We start from the raw sequence: 19,724 nt of genomic DNA on the forward strand, positions 1-19,724 counted from the left end.
CGCGCGCCGGCCGGGAAGTGATTTATAAAGGAGAATCCTGGCTAATTTCATCAAGGGAAAGATGGAAGCTCGGTACAAATACCCGCATAAAGTAGTCCATCTCTGGACTGCGGCGCGATTCCAGCGTTTTCTCCAGGCGGCCCTTGGCCAGCAGAAATTCATTGTTACCCGCCGATAGCTCTTCCAGACACTTCAGGTAGGCGCAAAGCGCATCGGCCTGTTTGACAATGGATTTTTCCTCTTCGCTATAGTGATGTTCGTCAATGAGTGGCGCAAAAATGTCGCGCAGCTCGTCAGGAACCATATCGACCAGCTTCTGCTGGGCGATTTTCTCGATGGCTTTGTACTCTTGCGCAATTTGCGAATTGAAATACTTCACCGGCGTCGGCAGATCGCCGGTCAGCACTTCTGAAGCATCATGATACATCGCCAGCAGCGCGATTCGCTCAGCGTTAACCTGGCCGCCAAATTTGCGATTTTTAATCGCCGCCAGCGCATGGGCAACCATGGCGACCTGTAAGCTGTGTTCGGAGACGTTTTCTGTGCGGACATTGCGCATCAGCGGCCAGCGGTTGATCAGTTTCAGGCGGGAGAGGTGGGCAAAGAAATGACTCTGACTCATAGGAACCCTTAATCAGTTACGACGTCGGGTGCCATTGTGCGCAGGGATCGCCGCCGGATGCAAATACCGGCGGCTGGACAGGCTAAATCAGAGCTGATGGTAGCCGGAAAGGAAGCGTCCGAAGCGGGTAATCGCCATTTCAAGATCGTCTTCGCGCGGGAGGGTCACAATACGTACGTGATCCGGCCACGGCCAGTTAAAGGCGGTTCCCTGAACCAGCAGGACTTTCTCCTGCAGCAGAAAATCGAGCACCATTTTTTGATCATCGTGAATATTAAAGCGTTTAGCGTCGATTTTCGGGAACATATACAGCGCGCCTTTCGGCTTAGTGCACGAGACGCCGGGGATTTCGTTAATCAGCTCCCAGGCGCGATTACGCTGTTCATATAAACGGCCGCCGGGAACGATAAACTCGCTGATGCTCTGATAACCGCCGAGGGCCGTTTGAATTGCATGCTGGGCCGGAACGTTGGCGCACAGGCGCATGGAAGCCAGCATCTCCAGGCCTTCGATGTAGCCTTTAGCGTGTTTCTTCGGGCCGTTAAGCACCATCCAGCCCTGGCGGAAGCCGGCGACGCGGTAGGTTTTTGACAGACCATTAAAGGTTACGGTGAGCAGATCCGGGGCCAGCGGGGCTATAGAATGGTGCTGCGCATCATCGTAGAGGATCTTATCGTAGATCTCGTCGGCGAAAATAATCAGGTTATTCTGCCGGGCGATCTCAACGATCTCCATCAGCAGCTCTTTTGAGTATACCGCCCCGGTTGGGTTATTCGGGTTGATAATCACAATGCCGCGGGTGCGCGGGGTGATTTTGGCGCGAATATCGTCGAGATCCGGGAACCAGTCGGACGATTCATCGCAAAGATAATGCACCGCTTTACCGCTGGAAAGCGCGACTGCGGCGGTCCAGAGCGGATAATCCGGCGCCGGAACCAGCATTTCATCACCGCTGTTCAGCAGGGCCTGCATGGCCTGGACGATAAGCTCGGAAACGCCGTTACCGATATAGATGTCTTCGACCGTCACATCGCGCATACCGCGGGCCTGATAGTGCTGCATGATGGCCTTACGCGCGGAATAAAGACCTTTTGAATCGCTATAGCCCTGGGAGGTGGGGAGATTGCGGATGACGTCAACGAGGATTTCGTCAGGTGCGTCAAAGCCGAACGGCGCTGGGTTGCCGATGTTCAGCTTCAGGACTTTATTGCCTTCTTCTTCAAGGCGTTTCGCCTCTTTCAGAACCGGGCCGCGGATGTCGTAACAGACGTTATCTAACTTGCTGGATTTTTCGATGGGGGACATGAACCTTGACCTTTTAGCTGTTATCGCCACTCCCTGCCGTGGAAGTCAGCACGGAACAATGTACTCCGCATCCCCGCTGTTTTGAAGGGTTAACAGGAGAAGATTTTGCTATTCATGTTTTTTTGGTTTAATCAATTTCCCTGGCGTCAGGCGATTTTGTTTATACATTATGCCTTCTCTGGTTTTATAATTGGTCTTATATTGTGTGATGTCGTGTTTTTGCGAACGTTTATATGGTTTTTTCTGCTTGGAGGATGAGCGGATTATTTTTTGCGCAATAAAGCGTCTCTTAAATGAGAACGTTTATTTCACAATACACAGCAGGTTGTAACAACTTGACGCGCTATTTTTAATGAAAGTATTTAATCGATAAATGAGTTTTATTTTACATAAGGAATATTCTTAGATTTGTTAATTTAATTAAGGTTCTGAAAAGCGTTTAAAATTAGCTGAGTTAATACTGATTAACTCTTATAAATATTGTGGTTTTCGGTTAGAATATCGCCGTTAATACGGACGTAGAGCTATACCCGGTAGCTAGTCTTTTTATTAATACATTGTTATTGCAGGTTTTTGTTATCTTCCTGAGGGCTATGGCAAGTTTGTCGCCCGTGAGGATGCCGAAGATGGCCATCGCTGGCTGTTTTTTTGCGTCACATCACAAAAAGCCAGCGCGTCGTAATTAAAAGCGCTTAGGCCTACGAACAAAATATTACTCAGAAATTCCGCACATTTGCTGCGGATGAGTGCTTTCTAATGCAATAACGTTCGTCCAGTTGTTCATTCGCCTCTCTCCTGGCGGATAACGCGAAGCTGAAGGATTAGCCGGAAGCCTGGAGCACAGCATCAACAAGGCAGGTAAGCATTAGCCGCCTGAAAGTGAAGCAAATATGATAAATGAAAATCGTTCGATACTAAATTTAGACCTCGACCTCTTGAGAACCTTTGTTGCCGTCGCCGATCTCAGTACATTTGCCGCTGCCGCCGTTGCGGTGTGCCGGACTCAGTCAGCGGTAAGCCAGCAGATGCAGCGGCTGGAGCAGTTGGTCGGCAAAGAACTTTTTGCTCGCCACGGGCGCAATAAAATCCTGACAGAACAGGGTATTCAGCTGTTAGGCTATGCGCGGAAGATTCTGCGTTTTAACGATGAAGCCTGTATGTCGCTCATGTTCGGCAGCCTCCAGGGGACGCTGACAGTGGGTGCTTCTGATGAGACAGCGGATACCATTTTACCGTTCTTATTAAATCGGATCGGCAGTTTTTATCCCAAGCTGACCCTTGAAATTAAAGTCCTCAATCATCCCGATATAGTAGATATGCTGAACAATGTGGCGATCGATCTCGCGCTAACGACCCGACCAACGAAGGGTTCGGAAATGCTGACGCTGCGCACTTCGCCAACCCTGTGGTACTGCGCGGCGGATTACGTTCTCCCGCAGGGCGAGTCGGTCCCGCTTGTATTGCTGGATGCCGCAGATCCGTTTCGCGAAGATATCACTACGGTACTCGATGTTGCCCGGGTTCCCTGGCATCTGTCCCATACGGCGTCATCAATGGCTGGGGTCAAAGCGGCGGTGAAAGCCGGACTTGGCGTAACCGCGCAGCCGGTAGAGATGATGAGCCCGGAGTTTCGCGTGCCGGGCAGAAGCGACGGGTTACCGGTGCTGCCGGATACCCACTACATGTTGAACTGTAACCCTCAGAAGGCAAGCGAGCTCACTCAGGCGATTTTCCAGTCATTGAGCACGGAGTACCAGCCATGGTCTAGCCAGCGCATTTATACCCCTGAAGGGGGAGATAATTCCCTTGTTTCCTGAAGGGAAAAAGCTAACAAACATCACAAAAACTGGTAACAAAATGTAAGTGCAAAAACGAACCACAGACCTGCAAAATCGCCACTGTGGTTCGTTTTTTTCAAATTTTATTGATGAATTAAATGTTTTGTTGGTTTCTTTGCATCTAAATCAGTGGCTTAGTTCTGCTCTTCCTCTCATTTCTCCACTTTTCTCTGCACTTTCAATACTTCCTGCTAATGTTAAAAAACCATCTGGTTTGTTGCTGTTTTCTTGGTTGAATTAACAAAAGCGTGTCGCAGATCAAGAAAATACCCCTCCTTAGGGGGAGGAATCGTGTCTGAATCCTGTCAAAATAGACGGGTAATTTTGATTTACGGCGGAAACGGACACGATTCAACAACACTAAAGCCGAACAGTATGCAAGGTTATTCCGCATGAAAGGGCATTTAATGTTAATGAAAAAAATCCAATGTAAATTAATGTTGTGAAAACTTTTGTTAAAGTTGACAAAAGGTTAATGAAAGGAGTAAAAAGCCACCGCAACTGGCCTTCCACATCACCCAGGGACGCTTTTTTGCACGGCATTTTTTTTATTCCTCCCCGTGAAACGCTGTGGCGTTCATCTGCCAGTAAGAGCAGAGGGTTTTAGCGCTACACTTTTTTGGTTAAGCAATGCGTATGTCAACATCCACTGAAGTCATCGCTCATCATTGGGCATTCGCTATATTTCTCATCATCGCTATCGGCCTGTGCTGCCTGATGCTTGTCGGCGGCTGGTATCTTGGCGGACGCGCGCGCGCGCGTAGCAAGAACACGCCGTTTGAATCCGGGATCGACTCCGTCGGTTCGGCTCGCTTACGTCTTTCTGCGAAGTTTTATCTGGTAGCCATGTTCTTCGTGATTTTCGACGTGGAAGCCCTGTATCTCTACGCATGGTCGGCCTCTATCCGTGAAAGCGGCTGGGTCGGCTTTGTGGAAGCCGCAATTTTCATTTTAGTGCTACTGGCTGGTCTGGTTTACCTCGTTCGTATCGGCGCACTGGACTGGACGCCTGCGCGCTCCCGTCGCACGCTGGTTAACCCGGAAACAGACAGTCCCACTAACCGTCATACGCAGTAAAAGCGAGGCAATAAGATGGATTATACGCTCACCCGCATCGATCCTAACGGTGAGAACGACCGTTACCCCCTGCAAAAACAGGAGATCGTAACCGACCCCCTGGAGCAAGAAGTCAATAAAAGCGTGTATATGGGGAAACTCGAACACGCCTTGCATGACATGGTGAACTGGGGCCGTAAGAACTCAATCTGGCCTTATAACTTCGGCCTTTCTTGCTGCTACGTGGAAATGGTGACGTCATTCACCGCGGTGCATGACGTTGCGCGCTTTGGTGCAGAAGTATTACGTGCCTCCCCGCGTCAGGCTGACCTGATGGTGGTTGCGGGGACCTGCTTCACCAAAATGGCGCCGGTCATTCAGCGTCTTTATGACCAGATGCTGGAGCCGAAGTGGGTTATCTCGATGGGCGCATGCGCCAACTCCGGCGGAATGTACGATATTTACTCCGTCGTCCAGGGCGTGGATAAGTTTATTCCGGTCGATGTTTACATCCCGGGCTGTCCACCGCGTCCGGAAGCTTACATGCAGGCGCTGATGCTGCTGCAGGAATCCATTGGTAAAGAACGCCGTCCGCTCTCGTGGGTGGTAGGCGATCAGGGCGTGTACCGCGCCAATATGCAGTCGGAACGCGAGCGTAAACGCGGCGAGCGTATTGCAGTGACCAATCTGCGGACTCCGGACGAGATTTAACTTGCGCCTGCGGGCGGGATAAAAACTTCGCAAATCAATCTACTACAGCGCGAAGCCTCGCCAGCAGTCACCACGGACCTTTTGCAATGGTGAACAATATGACCGATTTAACCGCGCATGACGCCGCACCAGCCTGGCAAACCCGCGATCACCTTGATGACCCGGTGATCGGCGAACTGCGCAACCGTTTTGGGCCGGATGCCTTTACCGTTCAGCCTACCCGCACCGGCGTTCCGGTGGTTTGGGTTAAGCGCGAACAGCTGCTTGAGGTGGGTGATTTCCTGAAGAAATTGCCGAAGCCTTACGTGATGCTGTTCGATCTGCACGGCATGGACGAACGTCTGCGCACGCACCGCGACGGTTTACCCGCCGCGGATTTTTCCGTTTTCTATCACCTGATTTCAATAGACCGCAACCGCGACATCATGCTCAAGGTTGCCTTGTCTGAAAACGATCTGCATCTGCCGACCTTCACCAAACTGTTCCCTAACGCTAACTGGTATGAGCGTGAAACCTGGGAGATGTTTGGCGTGACCTTCGACGGCCACCCGAACCTCAGGCGCATCATGATGCCGCCGACATGGGAAGGCCATCCGCTGCGTAAAGACTATCCGGCGCGCGCCACCGAATTTGACCCGTTTGAGCTGACCAAAGCCAAACAGGATCTGGAAATGGAAGCGCTGACCTTCAAACCGGAAGAGTGGGGCATGAAGCGCGGGACCGAAAACGAGGACTTCATGTTCCTTAACCTCGGCCCGAACCACCCTTCAGCGCACGGTGCGTTCCGTATTATTCTGCAGCTCGATGGCGAAGAGATTATCGACTGCGTGCCCGATATCGGTTACCACCACCGCGGCGCGGAGAAGATGGGCGAACGCCAGTCCTGGCATAGCTACATTCCTTATACCGACCGTATTGAATATCTTGGCGGCTGCGTTAACGAAATGCCGTACGTACTGGCGGTAGAGAAACTGGCGGGTATTACCGTGCCGGACCGCGTCAACGTGATCCGCGTGATGCTCTCCGAGCTGTTCCGCATCAACAGCCATCTGCTGTACATCTCCACCTTTATCCAGGACGTCGGGGCGATGACGCCGGTATTCTTTGCCTTTACCGACCGCCAGAAGATCTACGATCTGGTGGAGGCGATTACTGGTTTCCGTATGCACCCGGCCTGGTTCCGCATCGGCGGCGTCGCGCACGACCTGCCTCGCGGCTGGGATCGCCTGCTGCGCGAATTCCTCGAGTGGATGCCGAAGCGTCTGGATTCCTATGAGAAAGCCGCGCTACGCAACACTATCCTGATCGGTCGTTCGAAAGGGGTTGCCGCCTATAATGCGAAAGAAGCGCTGGAGTGGGGCACCACCGGCGCGGGCCTGCGCGCCACCGGCATCGGCTTCGACGTACGTAAATGGCGTCCCTATTCTGGCTATGAAAACTTCGACTTTGAGATCCCGACCGGCGGTGGCGTCTCCGACTGCTACACCCGCGTGATGCTGAAAGTGGAAGAGCTGCGCCAGAGCCTGCGCATTCTTCAGCAGTGCCTCGATAACATGCCGGAAGGCCCGTTCAAGGCGGATCACCCGCTCACGACGCCGCCGCCGAAAGAGCGCACGCTGCAGCATATCGAAACCCTGATTACGCACTTCCTGCAGGTTTCCTGGGGCCCGGTGATGCCGGCGCAGGAATCCTTCCAGATGATTGAAGCGACGAAGGGGATTAACAGTTACTACCTGACCAGCGACGGCAGCACCATGAGCTACCGTACCCGCGTGCGTACGCCGAGCTTCGCGCACCTGCAGCAGATCCCGGCCGCCATTCGCGGCAGTCTGGTCTCTGACCTGATTGTCTATCTGGGTAGTATCGATTTTGTTATGTCAGACGTGGACCGCTAATTATGCACGAGAATCAACAACCACAAACCGAGGCTTTTGAGCTGAGTGCGGCAGAGCGTGAGGCGATTGAGCACGAGAAGCACCACTACGAAGACCCGCGTGCGGCGTCCATTGAAGCGCTGAAGATCGTTCAGAAGCAGCGCGGCTGGGTGCCGGACGGCGCAATCTACGCTATCGCCGATGTGCTGGGGATCCCGGCCAGCGACGTAGAAGGTGTGGCGACGTTCTATAGCCAGATTTTCCGCCAGCCGGTAGGGCGTCACGTGATTCGCTACTGCGATAGCGTGGTGTGCCATATTACCGGGTTCCAGGGCATTCAGTCGGCGATCGAGAAGAAGCTGGATATCAAACCGGGTCAAACGACCTTTGATGGCCGCTTCACTCTGCTGCCGACCTGCTGTCTGGGCAACTGCGACAAGGGGCCGACGATGATGATTGATGAGGACACTCACAGTTATCTGACGCCGGAAGCGATTCCTGACCTCCTGGAGCGGTATAAATGAAAACCATTATTCGTACTGCCGAAACCCATCCGCTGACCTGGCGGCTGCGCGACGACAAGCAGCCGGTCTGGCTGGATGAATACCAGAGCAAAAATGGCTACGCCGGGGCGCGTAAAGCCCTCTCCGGGATGGCGCCGGATGAAATCGTCACGGCGGTAAAAGACGCTGGCCTGAAAGGGCGCGGCGGCGCGGGCTTTTCCACCGGTTTGAAGTGGAGCCTGATGCCGAAAGACGAATCCATGAACATCCGTTATCTGCTGTGTAACGCCGATGAAATGGAGCCGGGTACCTATAAAGACCGCCTGCTGATGGAGCAGCTGCCGCACCTGCTGGTGGAGGGTATGCTGATCTCCGCTTTTGCGCTGAAAGCTTACCGCGGCTACATCTTCCTGCGCGGAGAATATGTTGAAGCGGCTCAGCATCTGCGCCGGGCGATTGCCGAAGCGACCGAAGCGGGCCTGCTCGGCAAAAACATACTCGGCACCGGTTTTGACTTCGAGCTGTTCGTCCATACCGGGGCAGGGCGCTATATTTGCGGCGAAGAAACCGCGTTGATTAACTCTCTCGAAGGCCGCCGCGCGAACCCGCGCTCGAAGCCGCCGTTCCCGGCCAGCTCCGGCGTATGGGGCAAACCGACCTGCGTTAACAACGTTGAAACCCTGTGCAACGTGCCGGCGATTCTGGCTAACGGCGTTGAGTGGTATCAGAACATTTCCACCAGTAAAGATGCCGGCACCAAGCTGATGGGCTTCTCCGGGCGAGTGAAAAATCCGGGCGTCTGGGAGTTGCCGTTCGGCACCACCGCGCGCGAGATCCTCGAAGATTACGCCGGCGGCATGCGCGATGGCCTGAAGTTCAAGGCCTGGCAGCCGGGCGGCGCGGGTACCGACTTCCTGACTGAAGCGCATCTTGACCTGCCGATGGAGTTCGAAAGCATCGGTAAAGCGGGAAGCCGCCTGGGGACGTCGCTGGCGATGGCCGTTGACCACGAGATCAACATGGTATCGCTGGTGCGCAACCTCGAAGAGTTTTTCGCCCGCGAGTCCTGCGGCTGGTGCACGCCTTGCCGCGACGGTCTGCCGTGGAGCGTGAAAATTCTGCGCGCTCTCGAGCGCGGCGAAGGGCAGCCGGGGGATATCGAGACGCTTGAGCAACTGTGTCGATTCCTCGGACCGGGTAAAACCTTCTGCGCGCACGCGCCGGGTGCGGTTGAGCCGCTACAGAGCGCGATTAAATATTTCCGCGAAGAATTCGAAGCTGGCATTAAACAGCAGTTCAGCAATACCCATGCAATCAACGGGATTCAGCCGAACCTGCTTAAGACGCGCTGGTAATGTATCCACAAGATCATTCAGGTTGCATCAAGGCGGCAACTGAGTGAACCCCCAGGACTTACTACAGTAAGTGACCGGGGTGAACGAAGGCAGCCAACGCAGAGGCCGCCTGAATGAAGAAGTGGAAAAGATTTTTTTACTTTGGAAGCACGCTAATGGCTACGATTCATGTAGACGGCAAAGAGTACGAGGTCAACGGAGCGGACAACCTGTTAGAAGCTTGTCTCTCTCTGGGTCTTGATATTCCTTACTTTTGCTGGCATCCGGCGCTGGGAAGCGTTGGTGCTTGCCGCCAGTGTGCGGTGAAGCAATATCAGAACGCGGAAGACACGCGTGGCCGCCTGGTGATGTCCTGTATGACTCCGGCATCCGACGGCACTTTTATTTCTATCGACGACGCAGAAGCGAAGCAGTTTCGCGAAAGCGTAGTTGAGTGGCTGATGACCAACCACCCGCACGACTGTCCGGTGTGCGAAGAGGGCGGCAACTGTCACTTACAGGATATGACCGTGATGACCGGTCATAGCTTCCGTCGCTACCGCTTTACCAAGCGTACCCACCGTAACCAGGATCTGGGGCCGTTCATCTCCCACGAAATGAACCGCTGCATCGCCTGCTACCGCTGCGTTCGCTACTATAAAGACTATGCCGACGGTACCGACCTGGGCGTCTATGGCGCTCACGATAACGTCTACTTCGGTCGCCCGGAAGACGGCGTGCTGGAGAGCGAATTCTCCGGCAACCTGGTTGAAGTCTGTCCGACCGGCGTCTTTACCGATAAAACACACTCCGAGCGCTATAACCGTAAATGGGATATGCAGTTTGCACCAAGCATCTGCCAACAGTGTTCCATCGGCTGTAACATCAGCCCCGGCGAGCGCTACGGCGAACTGCGTCGTATCGAAAACCGCTATAACGGTACCGTTAACCGTTACTTCCTCTGCGACCGCGGACGTTTTGGCTACGGCTATGTGAATCTGAAAGATCGCCCGCGTCAGCCGGTTCAGCGTCGCGGCGACGATCTGATTACCCTTAACGCCGAGCAGGCGATGCAGGGGGCGGCAGATATTCTGCGCCAGTCGAAGAAAGTGATTGGTATCGGCTCCCCGCGCGCCAGCATTGAAAGCAACTTTGCGCTGCGCGAGCTGGTCGGCGCCGACAACTTCTATACCGGCATCGCGAAGGGCGAACAGGAACGCCTGCAGATGATGCTGAAAGTGCTGCGCGAAGGCGGTATTCATACCCCGGCGCTGCGCGAGATCGAATCTTACGATGCGGTGCTGATCCTCGGTGAAGATATTACCCAGACCGGCGCGCGTATCGCGCTGGCGGTGCGTCAGGCGGTGAAAGGCAAAGCGCGCGAAATGGCGGCGGCGCAGAAGGTCGCCGACTGGCAGATCGCCGCGATCCTTAACATCGGCCAGCGTGCAAAGCATCCGCTGTTCGTGACCAACATCGACGACACCCGTCTTGATGACATTGCGGCATGGACCTATCGCGCGCCGGTGGAAGATCAGGCGCGTCTTGGCTTCGCCATTGCCCACGCGCTGGACGATAGCGCGCCGGCGGTCGAAGGCCTGAGCAGCGAGCTGAAAGGCAAAATCGAGGTGATCGTTCAGGCGTTAGCCGGAGCGAAAAAACCGCTGATTGTTTCCGGAACTAACGCCGGCAGCATCGAGGTGATTCAGGCTGCAGCGAACGTGGCGAAAGCCCTGAAAGGCCGCGGCGCCGATGTTGGCGTGACCATGGTCGCCCGGGCAGTGAATAGCGTTGGTCTCGGGATGATCGGCGGCGGCTCGCTTGAAGAGGCGCTGAGTGAACTGGAAACCGGCGCAGCTGATGCGGTTATCGTGCTGGAAAACGATCTGCACCGCCACGCTTCAGCCGCCCGCGTAGATGCGGCGCTGGCGAAAGCGCCGCTGGTGCTGGTGGTTGACCATCAGCGTACGGCGATTATGGAAAAAGCGCATCTGGTGCTCTCCGCGGCAAGCTTTGCGGAAAGCGATGGCACCGTGGTCAACAACGAAGGTCGCGCCCAGCGCTTCTTCCAGGTTTACGACCCGGCCTATTACGATGCGAAAACCGTGATGCTGGAAAGCTGGCGCTGGCTGCACTCGTTGCACAGCACAGTGAACAATCGTCAGGTTGACTGGACGCAGCTGGACCACGTGATTGACGCCGCCATTGCCGCCCTGCCGCAGCTGGCCGGGATCAAAGACGCCGCGCCGGATGCGACCTTCCGCATTCGCGGTCAGAAGCTGGCTCGTGAACCGCACCGCTACAGCGGACGTACGGCGATGCGCGCCAACATCAGCGTGCATGAACCGCGTCAGCCGCAGGATAAAGACACCATGTTCGCCTTCTCTATGGAAGGGAACAACCAGCCGTCCGCGCCGCGTTCGCAAATTCCGTTTGCCTGGGCTCCGGGCTGGAACTCCCCTCAGGCGTGGAACAAGTTCCAGGATGAAGTGGGCGGTAAACTGCGCCACGGCGATCCGGGCGTGCGTCTGATTGAAGCCTCAGCCAGCGGTCTTGAGTACTTTACCGCGGTACCGGCAAGCTTCCAGGCTGAAGAAGGGAAATGGCGTATCGCGCCTTACTACCATCTGTTCGGCAGCGACGAGCTGTCGCAGCGTGCTCCGGTATTCCAGAGCCGCATGCCGCAGCCGTACGTTAAGCTCAACCCGGCAGATGCCGCGAAGCTTGGCGTGAACGAAGGGGCGATGGTTTCCTTCAGCGTTGATGGCCAGGCGCTTAGCCTGCCGCTGGTAATCTCGGCGGGGCTGACGGCAGGGCAGGTTGGCTTACCGATGGGCTTGCCAGGGATTGCGCCGGTGCTGACCGGAGCGCGTATTGATACTCTGCAGGAGGCGAAAGCATGAGTTGGTTAACTCCCGATCTCATCGACATTCTGTTAGGCATCCTTAAGGCGGTAGTGATTCTACTGGTGGTGGTCACCTGCGGCGCGTTTATGAGCTTTGGCGAACGTCGTCTGCTGGGCCTGTTCCAGAACCGCTACGGACCTAACCGCGTGGGCTGGGGCGGTTCGCTGCAGCTTGTCGCCGACATGATCAAAATGTTCTTTAAAGAGGACTGGGTTCCGCGCTTCTCGGATCGTGTGATCTTTACTCTGGCGCCGGTGATCGCCTTTACTTCGCTGCTGCTGGCCTTCGCCATCGTGCCGGTCAGCCCGACGTGGGTGGTGGCCGATCTGAACATCGGTATCCTGTTCTTCCTGATGATGGCGGGCCTGGCGGTCTATGCGGTGCTGTTCGCCGGCTGGTCGAGCAACAACAAATACTCGCTGCTTGGCGCGATGCGTGCTTCTGCCCAGACCCTGAGCTACGAAGTGTTCCTCGGCCTTTCCCTGATGGGCGTAGTGGCGCAGGCCGGTTCATTCAACATGACCGATATCGTCAATAACCAGGCGCATCTGTGGAACGTCATCCCGCAGTTCTTTGGTTTCGTGACCTTTGCGATTGCGGGCGTGGCGGTATGTCACCGTCACCCGTTTGACCAACCGGAAGCGGAACAGGAGCTGGCTGACGGTTACCACATCGAATACTCCGGCATGAAGTTCGGTCTGTTCTTCGTCGGTGAATATATCGGGATTGTTACCGTATCGGCGCTGATCGTGACGCTGTTCTTCGGCGGCTGGAATGGCCCATGGTTACCTCCTTTCATCTGGTTCGCGCTGAAAACCGCGTTCTTTATGATGATGTTCATTTTGATCCGCGCATCATTACCGCGTCCGCGCTATGACCAGGTAATGTCCTTTGGCTGGAAGGTATGCCTGCCGTTAACGCTGATCAACTTGTTGGTAACGGCGGCTGTCATTCTCTGGCAGGCGCAATAAGGGGTGAATTGACCATGACCTTAAAAGAATTATTGGTAGGGTTTGGCACCCAGGTCCGCAGTATCTGCATGATCGGGATGCACGCCTTTGCCAAACGTGAAACTCGGATGTACCCGGAAGAGCCGGTATATCTGCCGCCGCGCTACCGTGGCCGCATCGTGCTGACGCGCGATCCGGACGGCGAGGAGCGCTGCGTTGCCTGTAACCTGTGTGCGGTAGCTTGTCCGGTAGGCTGTATCTCTCTGCAAAAAGCCGAAACTAAAGACGGCCGCTGGTATCCGGAGTTTTTCCGCATCAACTTCTCACGCTGCATTTTCTGCGGTCTGTGCGAAGAAGCATGCCCGACGACGGCGATTCAGTTGACCCCGGACTTTGAGCTGGGCGAATACAAACGTCAGGATCTGGTGTACGAAAAAGAGGATCTGCTGATTTCCGGTCCGGGTAAATACCCGGAATATAACTTCTACCGGATGGCGGGTATGGCAATCGACGGCAAAGATAAGGGCGAAGCAGAGAACGAAGCTAAGCCTATCGACGTCAAGAGCCTGTTACCGTAAGGAGAGGGCAATGGAATTCGCTTTTTATATCTGTGGCCTGATAGCCATCCTCGCTACCCTGCGGGTGATCACCCATACCAATCCGGTGCATGCGCTGCTGTACCTGATCATTTCGCTGTTGGCGATTGCCGGGGTGTTCTTCTCGCTAGGGGCTTACTTTGCCGGTGCGCTGGAAATTATCGTCTACGCCGGGGCCATTATGGTGCTGTTCGTGTTCGTGGTGATGATGCTCAATCTGGGCGGCAGCGAAATTGAGCAGGAGCGCCAGTGGCTGAAACCCGGGATCTGGATTGGCCCCGCCATCCTCTCTGCGGTACTGCTGGTGGTTATCGTTTACGCCATCCTCGGTATTAACGATCAGGGAATTGACGGTGCGGCGATTAACGCCAAAGAGGTCGGTATTGCGCTGTTTGGTCCGTACGTTCTGGCGGTGGAGCTGGCCTCCATGCTGCTGCTCGCGGGCCTGGTTGTTGCCTTCCATATCGGCCGCGAAGAGCGCGCCGGGGAAGTGCTGAGCAACCGCCCGAACGACAGCGATAAAAGAAAAACGGAGGAACACGCATGATCCCCTTAACACATGGACTGATCCTCGCCTCTGTCCTGTTTGTCCTCGGCCTGACGGGGCTGGTTATCCGCCGCAATCTGCTGTTTATGCTGATTAGCCTGGAGATCATGATCAATGCCGCGGCGCTGGCTTTCGTGGTTGCAGGAAGCTACTGGGGCCAGACCGATGGCCAGATAATGTATATCCTCGCCATCACCCTCGCCGCCGCGGAAGCGAGTATCGGCCTGGCGCTGCTGCTGCAGCTCCATCGTCGTCGCCAGAACCTGAACATCGATTCAGTAAGTGAGTTGCGCGGATGAACATGCTTACCCTAACCATTCTTTTGCCATTGATTGGCTTTGTTTTGCTGGCCTTCTCTCGCGGACGCTGGTCGGAGAATTTATCCGCCACCGTGGGGGTGGGTTCGGTCGGTCTGGCGGCGCTGGCGACGGCGTTTGTCGGCGTCGACTTCTTTGCCAACGGCAAACAGGCGGTCAGCGTTCCGCTGTGGACCTGGATGTCGGTGGGCGACTTCAATGTTGGCTTCAACCTGGTGCTGGACGGTCTCTCTCTGACCATGCTGTCCGTGGTCACCGGCGTCGGTTTCCTGATCCACATGTTCGCCTCCTGGTATATGCGCGGTGAAGAGGGCTACTCCCGCTTCTTCGCTTATACCAACCTGTTTATCGCCAGCATGGTGGTTCTGGTGCTCGCTGATAACCTGCTGCTGATGTACCTCGGCTGGGAAGGCGTGGGCCTCTGCTCCTATCTGCTGATCGGTTTCTACTACACCGATCCGAAGAACGGCGCGGCGGCAATGAAAGCGTTCGTAGTGACCCGCGTCGGCGACGTGTTCCTGGCGTTCGCGCTGTTCATTCTCTACAACGAACTGGGCACCCTGAACTTCCGCGAAATGGTTGAGCTGGCGCCTGCGCACTTTGCCGCCGGTAATAACATGCTGATGTGGGCAACCCTGATGCTGCTGGGCGGCGCGGTGGGTAAATCTGCGCAGCTGCCGTTGCAGACCTGGCTTGCGGACGCGATGGCTGGTCCAACGCCGGTCTCCGCGCTGATCCACGCCGCCACCATGGTGACCGCCGGCGTCTACCTGATTGCGCGCACGCATGGCCTGTTCCTGATGACCCCGGAAATTCTGCATCTCGTCGGGATCGTCGGAGCGGTAACGCTGGTGCTGGCAGGCTTCGCCGCGCTGGTGCAGACCGATATCAAACGCGTACTCGCATATTCCACCATGAGCCAGATTGGCTACATGTTCCTCGCGCTCGGCGTGCAGGCGTGGGATGCGGCGATTTTCCACCTGATGACCCATGCGTTCTTCAAAGCGCTGCTGTTCCTGTCGTCCGGCTCGGTGATCCTCGCCTGCCACCACGAACAGAATATCTTCAAGATGGGCGGCCTGCGTAAGTCTATTCCGCTGGTGTACGTCTGCTTCCTGGTGGGGGGCGCGGCGCTGTCCGCACTGCCGCTGGTGACGGCAGGCTTCTTCAGTAAGGATGAGATCCTGGCGGGCGCGATGGCGAACGGTCATCTGAATCTGATGGTGGCCGGTCTGGTCGGGGCATTTATGACCTCCCTGTACACCTTCCGTATGATTTTCATCGTGTTCCACGGCAAAGAACAAATTCATGCTCACGCAGGGAAGGGGATTACCCATCATCTGCCGCTGATTGTGTTGCTGGTGCTCTCAACCTTCGTTGGCGCGCTGATTGTGCCGCCGCTGGATGGCGTACTGCCGCAGACCACCGAGCTTGAGCATGGACGCGTCATGACCCTGGAGATTGCCTCCGGAGTGATTGCCATCGCCGGTATTCTGATTGCCGCCTGGCTGTGGCTGGGTAAACGCACGCTGGTCACATCGATTGCCAACAGCGCGCCGGGTCGTCTGCTCGGGACCTGGTGGTACAACGCCTGGGGCTTTGACTGGCTGTACGACAAAGTGTTCGTCAAGCCGTTCCTCGGCGTGGCGTGGCTGCTGAAGAGCGATCCGCTGAATGCGCTGATGAACATTCCGGCGATCCTTTCCCGCTTCGCAGGTAAAGGCCTGGTGGTAAGCGAGAATGGCTATCTGCGCTGGTATGTGGCTTCAATGGGCATTGGCGCTGTCGTGGTGCTGGCGTTACTGATGGTATTGCGCTGAGTTTGAGGATTGTGGGCGTTGTCGGTTAACCCGACTTACAAGCAGTAGGCCCGGCAAGCATAGCGCTGCCGGGCAATAACACCCGCAATCCGAAGTGAATTTTCTGTGAGAATTCGTTGAAAATCGGTCCTGAACGGGACTTTAACAAGGAATAAAGATCGCCATGTTATTACCCTGGCTAATATTAATTCCCTTCATCGGCGGCTTCCTGTGCTGGCAGACTGAACGCTTTGGCGTAAAGGTGCCGCGCTGGATCGCGCTGATCACTATGGGATTGACGTTTATGCTTGGCCTGCAGTTGTGGATGCAGGGCGGCTATTCTCTCACGCAATCTACCGGTATTCCGCAGTGGCAGTCGGAATTCGTGATGCCGTGGATCCCACGCTTCGGGATTAGCATTCATCTGGCTATCGACGGTCTGTCGCTGCTGATGGTGGTGCTGACCGGGCTGCTCGGCGTGCTGGCGGTGCTCTGTTCGTGGCGCGAAATCGAGAAATATCAGGGGTTTTTCCATCTTAACCTGATGTGGATCCTCGGCGGCGTGATCGGCGTATTCCTGGCTATCGACCTGTTCCTGTTCTTCTTCTTCTGGGAAATGATGCTGGTGCCGATGTACTTCCTGATCGCGCTGTGGGGCCATAAGGCTTCCGACGGTAAAACGCGTATCACGGCGGCAACCAAGTTCTTCATTTATACCCAGGCGAGCGGTCTGGTGATGCTGATATCCATCCTGGCGCTGGCGTTTGTGCACTTCAACGCTACCGGCGTATGGACCTTCAACTATGAAGAGCTGCTGAAGACGCCGATGTCGCACGGCGTGGAATACCTGCTGATGCTGGGCTTCTTTATCGCTTTCGCGGTAAAAATGCCGGTGGTTCCGCTGCACGGCTGGCTGCCGGATGCGCACTCTCAGGCGCCGACCGCGGGTTCCGTTGACCTCGCGGGGATCCTGTTGAAAACCGCGGCCTACGGCCTGCTGCGCTTTGCGCTGCCGCTGTTCCCGAACGCTTCCGCCGAATTTGCGCCGATCGCGATGTGGCTTGGCGTCATCGGTATTTTCTACGGCGCGTGGATGGCCTTCAGCCAGTACGATATTAAGCGTCTGATCGCTTACACCTCCGTCTCCCATATGGGCTTCGTGCTGATTGCTATCTACACCGGCAGCCAGCTGGCTTACCAGGGGGCGGTGATTCAGATGATCGCTCATGGTCTGTCAGCAGCCGGTCTGTTTATCCTTTGCGGTCAGCTTTACGAGCGTCTGCATACGCGCGATATGCGCCAGATGGGCGGTCTGTGGAGCAAAATTAAGTGGCTGCCGGCGCTGTCGATGTTCTTTGCGGTGGCGACCCTCGGGATGCCGGGCACCGGTAACTTCGTCGGCGAATTTATGATTCTGTTCGGTAGCTATAAGACCGTGCCGGTGATTACCGTTATTTCTACCTTTGGTCTGGTGTTCGCTTCCGTATACTCGCTGTCGATGCTGCATCGCGCGTACTTCGGTAAAGCAAAAAGCGAAATCGCCGCCAAAGCGCTGCCGGGAATGTCCCTGCGTGAACTGTCGATCATCCTGCTGCTGGTTGTTCTGCTGGTGCTGCTGGGCTTCTTCCCGCAGCCGATTCTGGACACCTCGCACTCTGCGATGAGCAACATTCAGCAGTGGTTTGTTAATTCTGTTTCTACTACAAGGCCGTAATTCGCCATGACAATAACTCCACAACAACTGATCGCACTGCTACCGTTGCTGATCGTCGGCTTGACGGTGGTGGTTGTGATGCTCTCCATTGCGTGGCGACGCAATCATTTCCTTAATGCCACGCTGTCGGTTCTCGGCCTTAACGCCGCGCTGATCTCACTCTGGTTCGTAGGCCAGAACGGGGCGATGGACGTCACGCCGCTGATCCGCGTTGACGGCTACGCCATGCTCTATACCGGCCTGGTGCTGCTGGCCAGCCTGGCAACCTGCACCTTTGCCTACCCGTGGCTTGAGGGTTACAAGGACAATAAAGAAGAGTTCTATCTGCTGGTGCTGATTGCCGCGCTGGGCGGCATTCTGCTGGCGGGCGCGAACCATCTTGCGGCGCTGTTCCTCGGCATTGAACTGATTTCGCTGCCGCTGTTTGGCCTGGTCGGCTACGCTTTCCGCCAGAAACGTTCGCTGGAGGCCAGTATCAAATATACGATCCTGTCCGCCGTTGCCTCTTCGTTCCTGCTGTTCGGTATGGCGCTGGTGTATGCAAATTCCGGTAACCTCTCCTTCCTGGCGCTCGGTAAGAGCCTGACGGATGGCATGCTGCATGAGCCGCTGCTGCTGGCCGGTCTCGGCCTGATGATTGTCGGTCTTGGTTTTAAGCTGTCGCTGGTGCCGTTCCATCTGTGGACGCCGGACGTCTACCAGGGCGCGCCTGCCCCAGTATCGACCTTTCTGGCCACCGCCAGCAAGATTGCTATCTTCGGTGTGGTCATGCGTCTGTTCCTTTACATGCCGGTGGGTGACAGCGAGGCAGTGCGGGTGGTACTGGGTCTGATCGCCTTTGCATCGATTATCTTTGGTAACCTGATGGCCCTGAGCCAGACCAACATCAAACGTCTGCTCGGCTACTCTTCCATTTCCCATCTTGGCTATCTGCTGGTGGCGCTGATTGCCCTGCAGAGCGGTGAGATGTCGATGGAAGCGGTGGGCGTCTATCTGGCCGGATATCTGTTCAGCAGCCTCGGCGCTTTCGGCGTGGTGAGCCTGATGTCCAGCCCGTATCGCGGACCGGATGCGGATTCGCTCTACTCCTATCGCGGCCTGTTCTGGCACCGACCTATTCTGTCGGCGGTGATGACGGTGATGATGCTGTCTCTTGCCGGTATCCCGATGACGCTGGGCTTTATCGGTAAGTTCTACGTGCTGGCGGTGGGTGTGCATGCGCACCTGTGGTGGCTGGTCGGGGCGGTGGTCGTGGGTTCGGCGATTGGCCTCTACTACTATCTGCGCGTGGCGGTGAGCCTCTACCTCAGCGCGCCGGAGAAACTGAATCGCGATGCGCCGTCTAACTGGCAGTACAGCGCCGGCGGCATCGTCGTGCTGATCTCCGCGCTGCTGGTGCTGGTGCTCGGCGTGTGGCCGCAACCGCTCATCAACATCGTACAGCTGGCGACGCCGCTGATGTAATGCTGCACGCAGATTGGGAACGAACAAGGACCGCTTCGGCGGTCCTTTTTTTATCTCTACCAGCAAGCGATGGGAATTTTCTTTAATATTGCCTATTTTTCGTATTATTCATGCTTTTTATCATATTAATCTCACTTTACGTTTCCACTCATCCTCTTATTTTCCGTACTATTATTGATACGCACACT

Annotated in this window: 17 protein-coding genes; 15 read left to right on the forward strand and 2 right to left on the reverse strand. The window is 55.7% G+C overall.

Features of this window, described 5'->3' with window-relative positions; translation table 11 throughout:
* Positions 1 to 22: 22 nt before the first annotated feature.
* Together yfbR and alaA are read right to left on the reverse strand one after the other, a co-directional pair.
* Positions 23 to 622: a 5'-deoxynucleotidase gene (yfbR, locus tag HMPREF3178_RS19960; protein WP_004104086.1), complete on the reverse strand. Its 600-nt coding sequence runs from the start codon at positions 620 to 622 to the stop codon at positions 23 to 25.
* An 87-nt stretch (positions 623 to 709) separates the two neighbouring features.
* Complete coding sequence (gene alaA / locus HMPREF3178_RS19965) at positions 710 to 1,927, reverse strand: alanine transaminase AlaA (RefSeq protein ID WP_004104085.1); 1,218 nt, start codon at positions 1,925 to 1,927, stop codon at positions 710 to 712.
* An 890-nt stretch (positions 1,928 to 2,817) separates the two neighbouring features.
* Between alaA and HMPREF3178_RS19970 the strand changes: the two genes are divergently transcribed.
* From HMPREF3178_RS19970 to nuoN, 15 genes are all read left to right on the forward strand, one after another.
* Positions 2,818 to 3,744 (forward strand): LysR family transcriptional regulator, encoded by a 927-nt coding sequence (locus tag HMPREF3178_RS19970; protein WP_070585438.1) that lies wholly within the window; start codon positions 2,818 to 2,820, stop codon positions 3,742 to 3,744.
* A 46-nt stretch (positions 3,745 to 3,790) separates the two neighbouring features.
* A complete protein-coding gene (locus HMPREF3178_RS31045) occupies positions 3,791 to 4,006 on the forward strand; it encodes a hypothetical protein (protein WP_105890577.1) in 216 nt (71 codons plus the stop codon).
* A gap of 389 nt (positions 4,007 to 4,395) precedes the next feature.
* Complete coding sequence (nuoA, locus tag HMPREF3178_RS19975; RefSeq protein WP_004104081.1) at positions 4,396 to 4,842, forward strand: NADH-quinone oxidoreductase subunit NuoA; 447 nt, start codon at positions 4,396 to 4,398, stop codon at positions 4,840 to 4,842.
* A 15-nt stretch (positions 4,843 to 4,857) separates the two neighbouring features.
* Entirely contained in the window at positions 4,858 to 5,532 is a 675-nt protein-coding gene (gene nuoB / locus HMPREF3178_RS19980; protein ID WP_002913178.1) for an NADH-quinone oxidoreductase subunit NuoB, read from the forward strand.
* An 86-nt stretch (positions 5,533 to 5,618) separates the two neighbouring features.
* Entirely contained in the window at positions 5,619 to 7,427 is a 1,809-nt protein-coding gene (nuoC, locus tag HMPREF3178_RS19985; RefSeq protein WP_004104077.1) for an NADH-quinone oxidoreductase subunit C/D, read from the forward strand.
* A 2-nt stretch (positions 7,428 to 7,429) separates the two neighbouring features.
* Positions 7,430 to 7,930, forward strand: coding sequence for an NADH-quinone oxidoreductase subunit NuoE (gene nuoE, locus HMPREF3178_RS19990; protein WP_004104075.1), 501 nt, complete (start codon positions 7,430 to 7,432; stop codon positions 7,928 to 7,930).
* Complete coding sequence (gene nuoF, locus HMPREF3178_RS19995; protein ID WP_004104072.1) at positions 7,927 to 9,264, forward strand: NADH-quinone oxidoreductase subunit NuoF; 1,338 nt, start codon at positions 7,927 to 7,929, stop codon at positions 9,262 to 9,264. Before nuoE ends, nuoF begins: the two co-directional genes overlap by 4 nt.
* Positions 9,265 to 9,419: 155 nt before the next feature.
* Positions 9,420 to 12,146: an NADH-quinone oxidoreductase subunit NuoG gene (nuoG, locus tag HMPREF3178_RS20000; RefSeq protein WP_016808372.1), complete on the forward strand. Its 2,727-nt coding sequence runs from the start codon at positions 9,420 to 9,422 to the stop codon at positions 12,144 to 12,146.
* Complete coding sequence (gene nuoH, locus HMPREF3178_RS20005; RefSeq protein ID WP_004104068.1) at positions 12,143 to 13,120, forward strand: NADH-quinone oxidoreductase subunit NuoH; 978 nt, start codon at positions 12,143 to 12,145, stop codon at positions 13,118 to 13,120. Before nuoG ends, nuoH begins: the two co-directional genes overlap by 4 nt.
* 14 nt (positions 13,121 to 13,134) lie before the next feature.
* Positions 13,135 to 13,677 carry an NADH-quinone oxidoreductase subunit NuoI gene (gene nuoI, locus HMPREF3178_RS20010; protein WP_004104066.1) on the forward strand — a complete coding sequence of 181 codons (543 nt, stop codon included), beginning with the start codon at positions 13,135 to 13,137 and terminating at the stop codon, positions 13,675 to 13,677.
* Between the two features lie 10 nt (positions 13,678 to 13,687).
* Complete coding sequence (nuoJ, locus tag HMPREF3178_RS20015) at positions 13,688 to 14,242, forward strand: NADH-quinone oxidoreductase subunit J (protein ID WP_004104064.1); 555 nt, start codon at positions 13,688 to 13,690, stop codon at positions 14,240 to 14,242.
* Positions 14,239 to 14,541 (forward strand): NADH-quinone oxidoreductase subunit NuoK, encoded by a 303-nt coding sequence (nuoK, locus tag HMPREF3178_RS20020; RefSeq protein WP_004104062.1) that lies wholly within the window; start codon positions 14,239 to 14,241, stop codon positions 14,539 to 14,541. Before nuoJ ends, nuoK begins: the two co-directional genes overlap by 4 nt.
* Positions 14,538 to 16,379, forward strand: a complete 1,842-nt coding sequence (nuoL, locus tag HMPREF3178_RS20025; protein ID WP_004104060.1) for an NADH-quinone oxidoreductase subunit L — start codon at positions 14,538 to 14,540, stop codon at positions 16,377 to 16,379. Before nuoK ends, nuoL begins: the two co-directional genes overlap by 4 nt.
* A gap of 163 nt (positions 16,380 to 16,542) precedes the next feature.
* Entirely contained in the window at positions 16,543 to 18,072 is a 1,530-nt protein-coding gene (nuoM, locus tag HMPREF3178_RS20030; RefSeq protein ID WP_032728583.1) for an NADH-quinone oxidoreductase subunit M, read from the forward strand.
* Between the two features lie 6 nt (positions 18,073 to 18,078).
* Positions 18,079 to 19,536 carry an NADH-quinone oxidoreductase subunit NuoN gene (gene nuoN, locus HMPREF3178_RS20035; protein ID WP_004104058.1) on the forward strand — a complete coding sequence of 486 codons (1,458 nt, stop codon included), beginning with the start codon at positions 18,079 to 18,081 and terminating at the stop codon, positions 19,534 to 19,536.
* Positions 19,537 to 19,724: the final 188 nt, after the last annotated feature.

It is taken from the genome of Klebsiella sp. HMSC09D12, assembly GCF_001808475.1.
GTDB lineage: Bacteria > Pseudomonadota > Gammaproteobacteria > Enterobacterales > Enterobacteriaceae > Klebsiella > Klebsiella oxytoca.

Bases quoted from the DNA above. Each gene is read 5' to 3' on its own strand.
- nuoA (WP_004104081.1), top strand. From the start codon at position 4,396: ATGCGTATGTCAACATCCACTGAAGTCATCGCTCATCATTGGGCATTC.
- nuoN (WP_004104058.1), top strand. From the start codon at position 18,079: ATGACAATAACTCCACAACAACTGATCGCACTGCTACCGTTGCTGATC.
- nuoI (WP_004104066.1), top strand. From the start codon at position 13,135: ATGACCTTAAAAGAATTATTGGTAGGGTTTGGCACCCAGGTCCGCAGT.
- nuoC (WP_004104077.1), top strand. From the start codon at position 5,619: ATGGTGAACAATATGACCGATTTAACCGCGCATGACGCCGCACCAGCC.
- nuoF (WP_004104072.1), top strand. From the start codon at position 7,927: ATGAAAACCATTATTCGTACTGCCGAAACCCATCCGCTGACCTGGCGG.
- nuoB (WP_002913178.1), top strand. From the start codon at position 4,858: ATGGATTATACGCTCACCCGCATCGATCCTAACGGTGAGAACGACCGT.
- nuoE (WP_004104075.1), top strand. From the start codon at position 7,430: ATGCACGAGAATCAACAACCACAAACCGAGGCTTTTGAGCTGAGTGCG.
- nuoG (WP_016808372.1), top strand. From the start codon at position 9,420: ATGGCTACGATTCATGTAGACGGCAAAGAGTACGAGGTCAACGGAGCG.
- nuoL (WP_004104060.1), top strand. From the start codon at position 14,538: ATGAACATGCTTACCCTAACCATTCTTTTGCCATTGATTGGCTTTGTT.
- nuoH (WP_004104068.1), top strand. From the start codon at position 12,143: ATGAGTTGGTTAACTCCCGATCTCATCGACATTCTGTTAGGCATCCTT.
- alaA (WP_004104085.1), bottom strand. From the start codon at position 1,927: ATGTCCCCCATCGAAAAATCCAGCAAGTTAGATAACGTCTGTTACGAC.
- yfbR (WP_004104086.1), bottom strand. From the start codon at position 622: ATGAGTCAGAGTCATTTCTTTGCCCACCTCTCCCGCCTGAAACTGATC.
- HMPREF3178_RS19970 (WP_070585438.1), top strand. From the start codon at position 2,818: ATGATAAATGAAAATCGTTCGATACTAAATTTAGACCTCGACCTCTTG.
- nuoM (WP_032728583.1), top strand. From the start codon at position 16,543: ATGTTATTACCCTGGCTAATATTAATTCCCTTCATCGGCGGCTTCCTG.
- nuoJ (WP_004104064.1), top strand. From the start codon at position 13,688: ATGGAATTCGCTTTTTATATCTGTGGCCTGATAGCCATCCTCGCTACC.
- nuoK (WP_004104062.1), top strand. From the start codon at position 14,239: ATGATCCCCTTAACACATGGACTGATCCTCGCCTCTGTCCTGTTTGTC.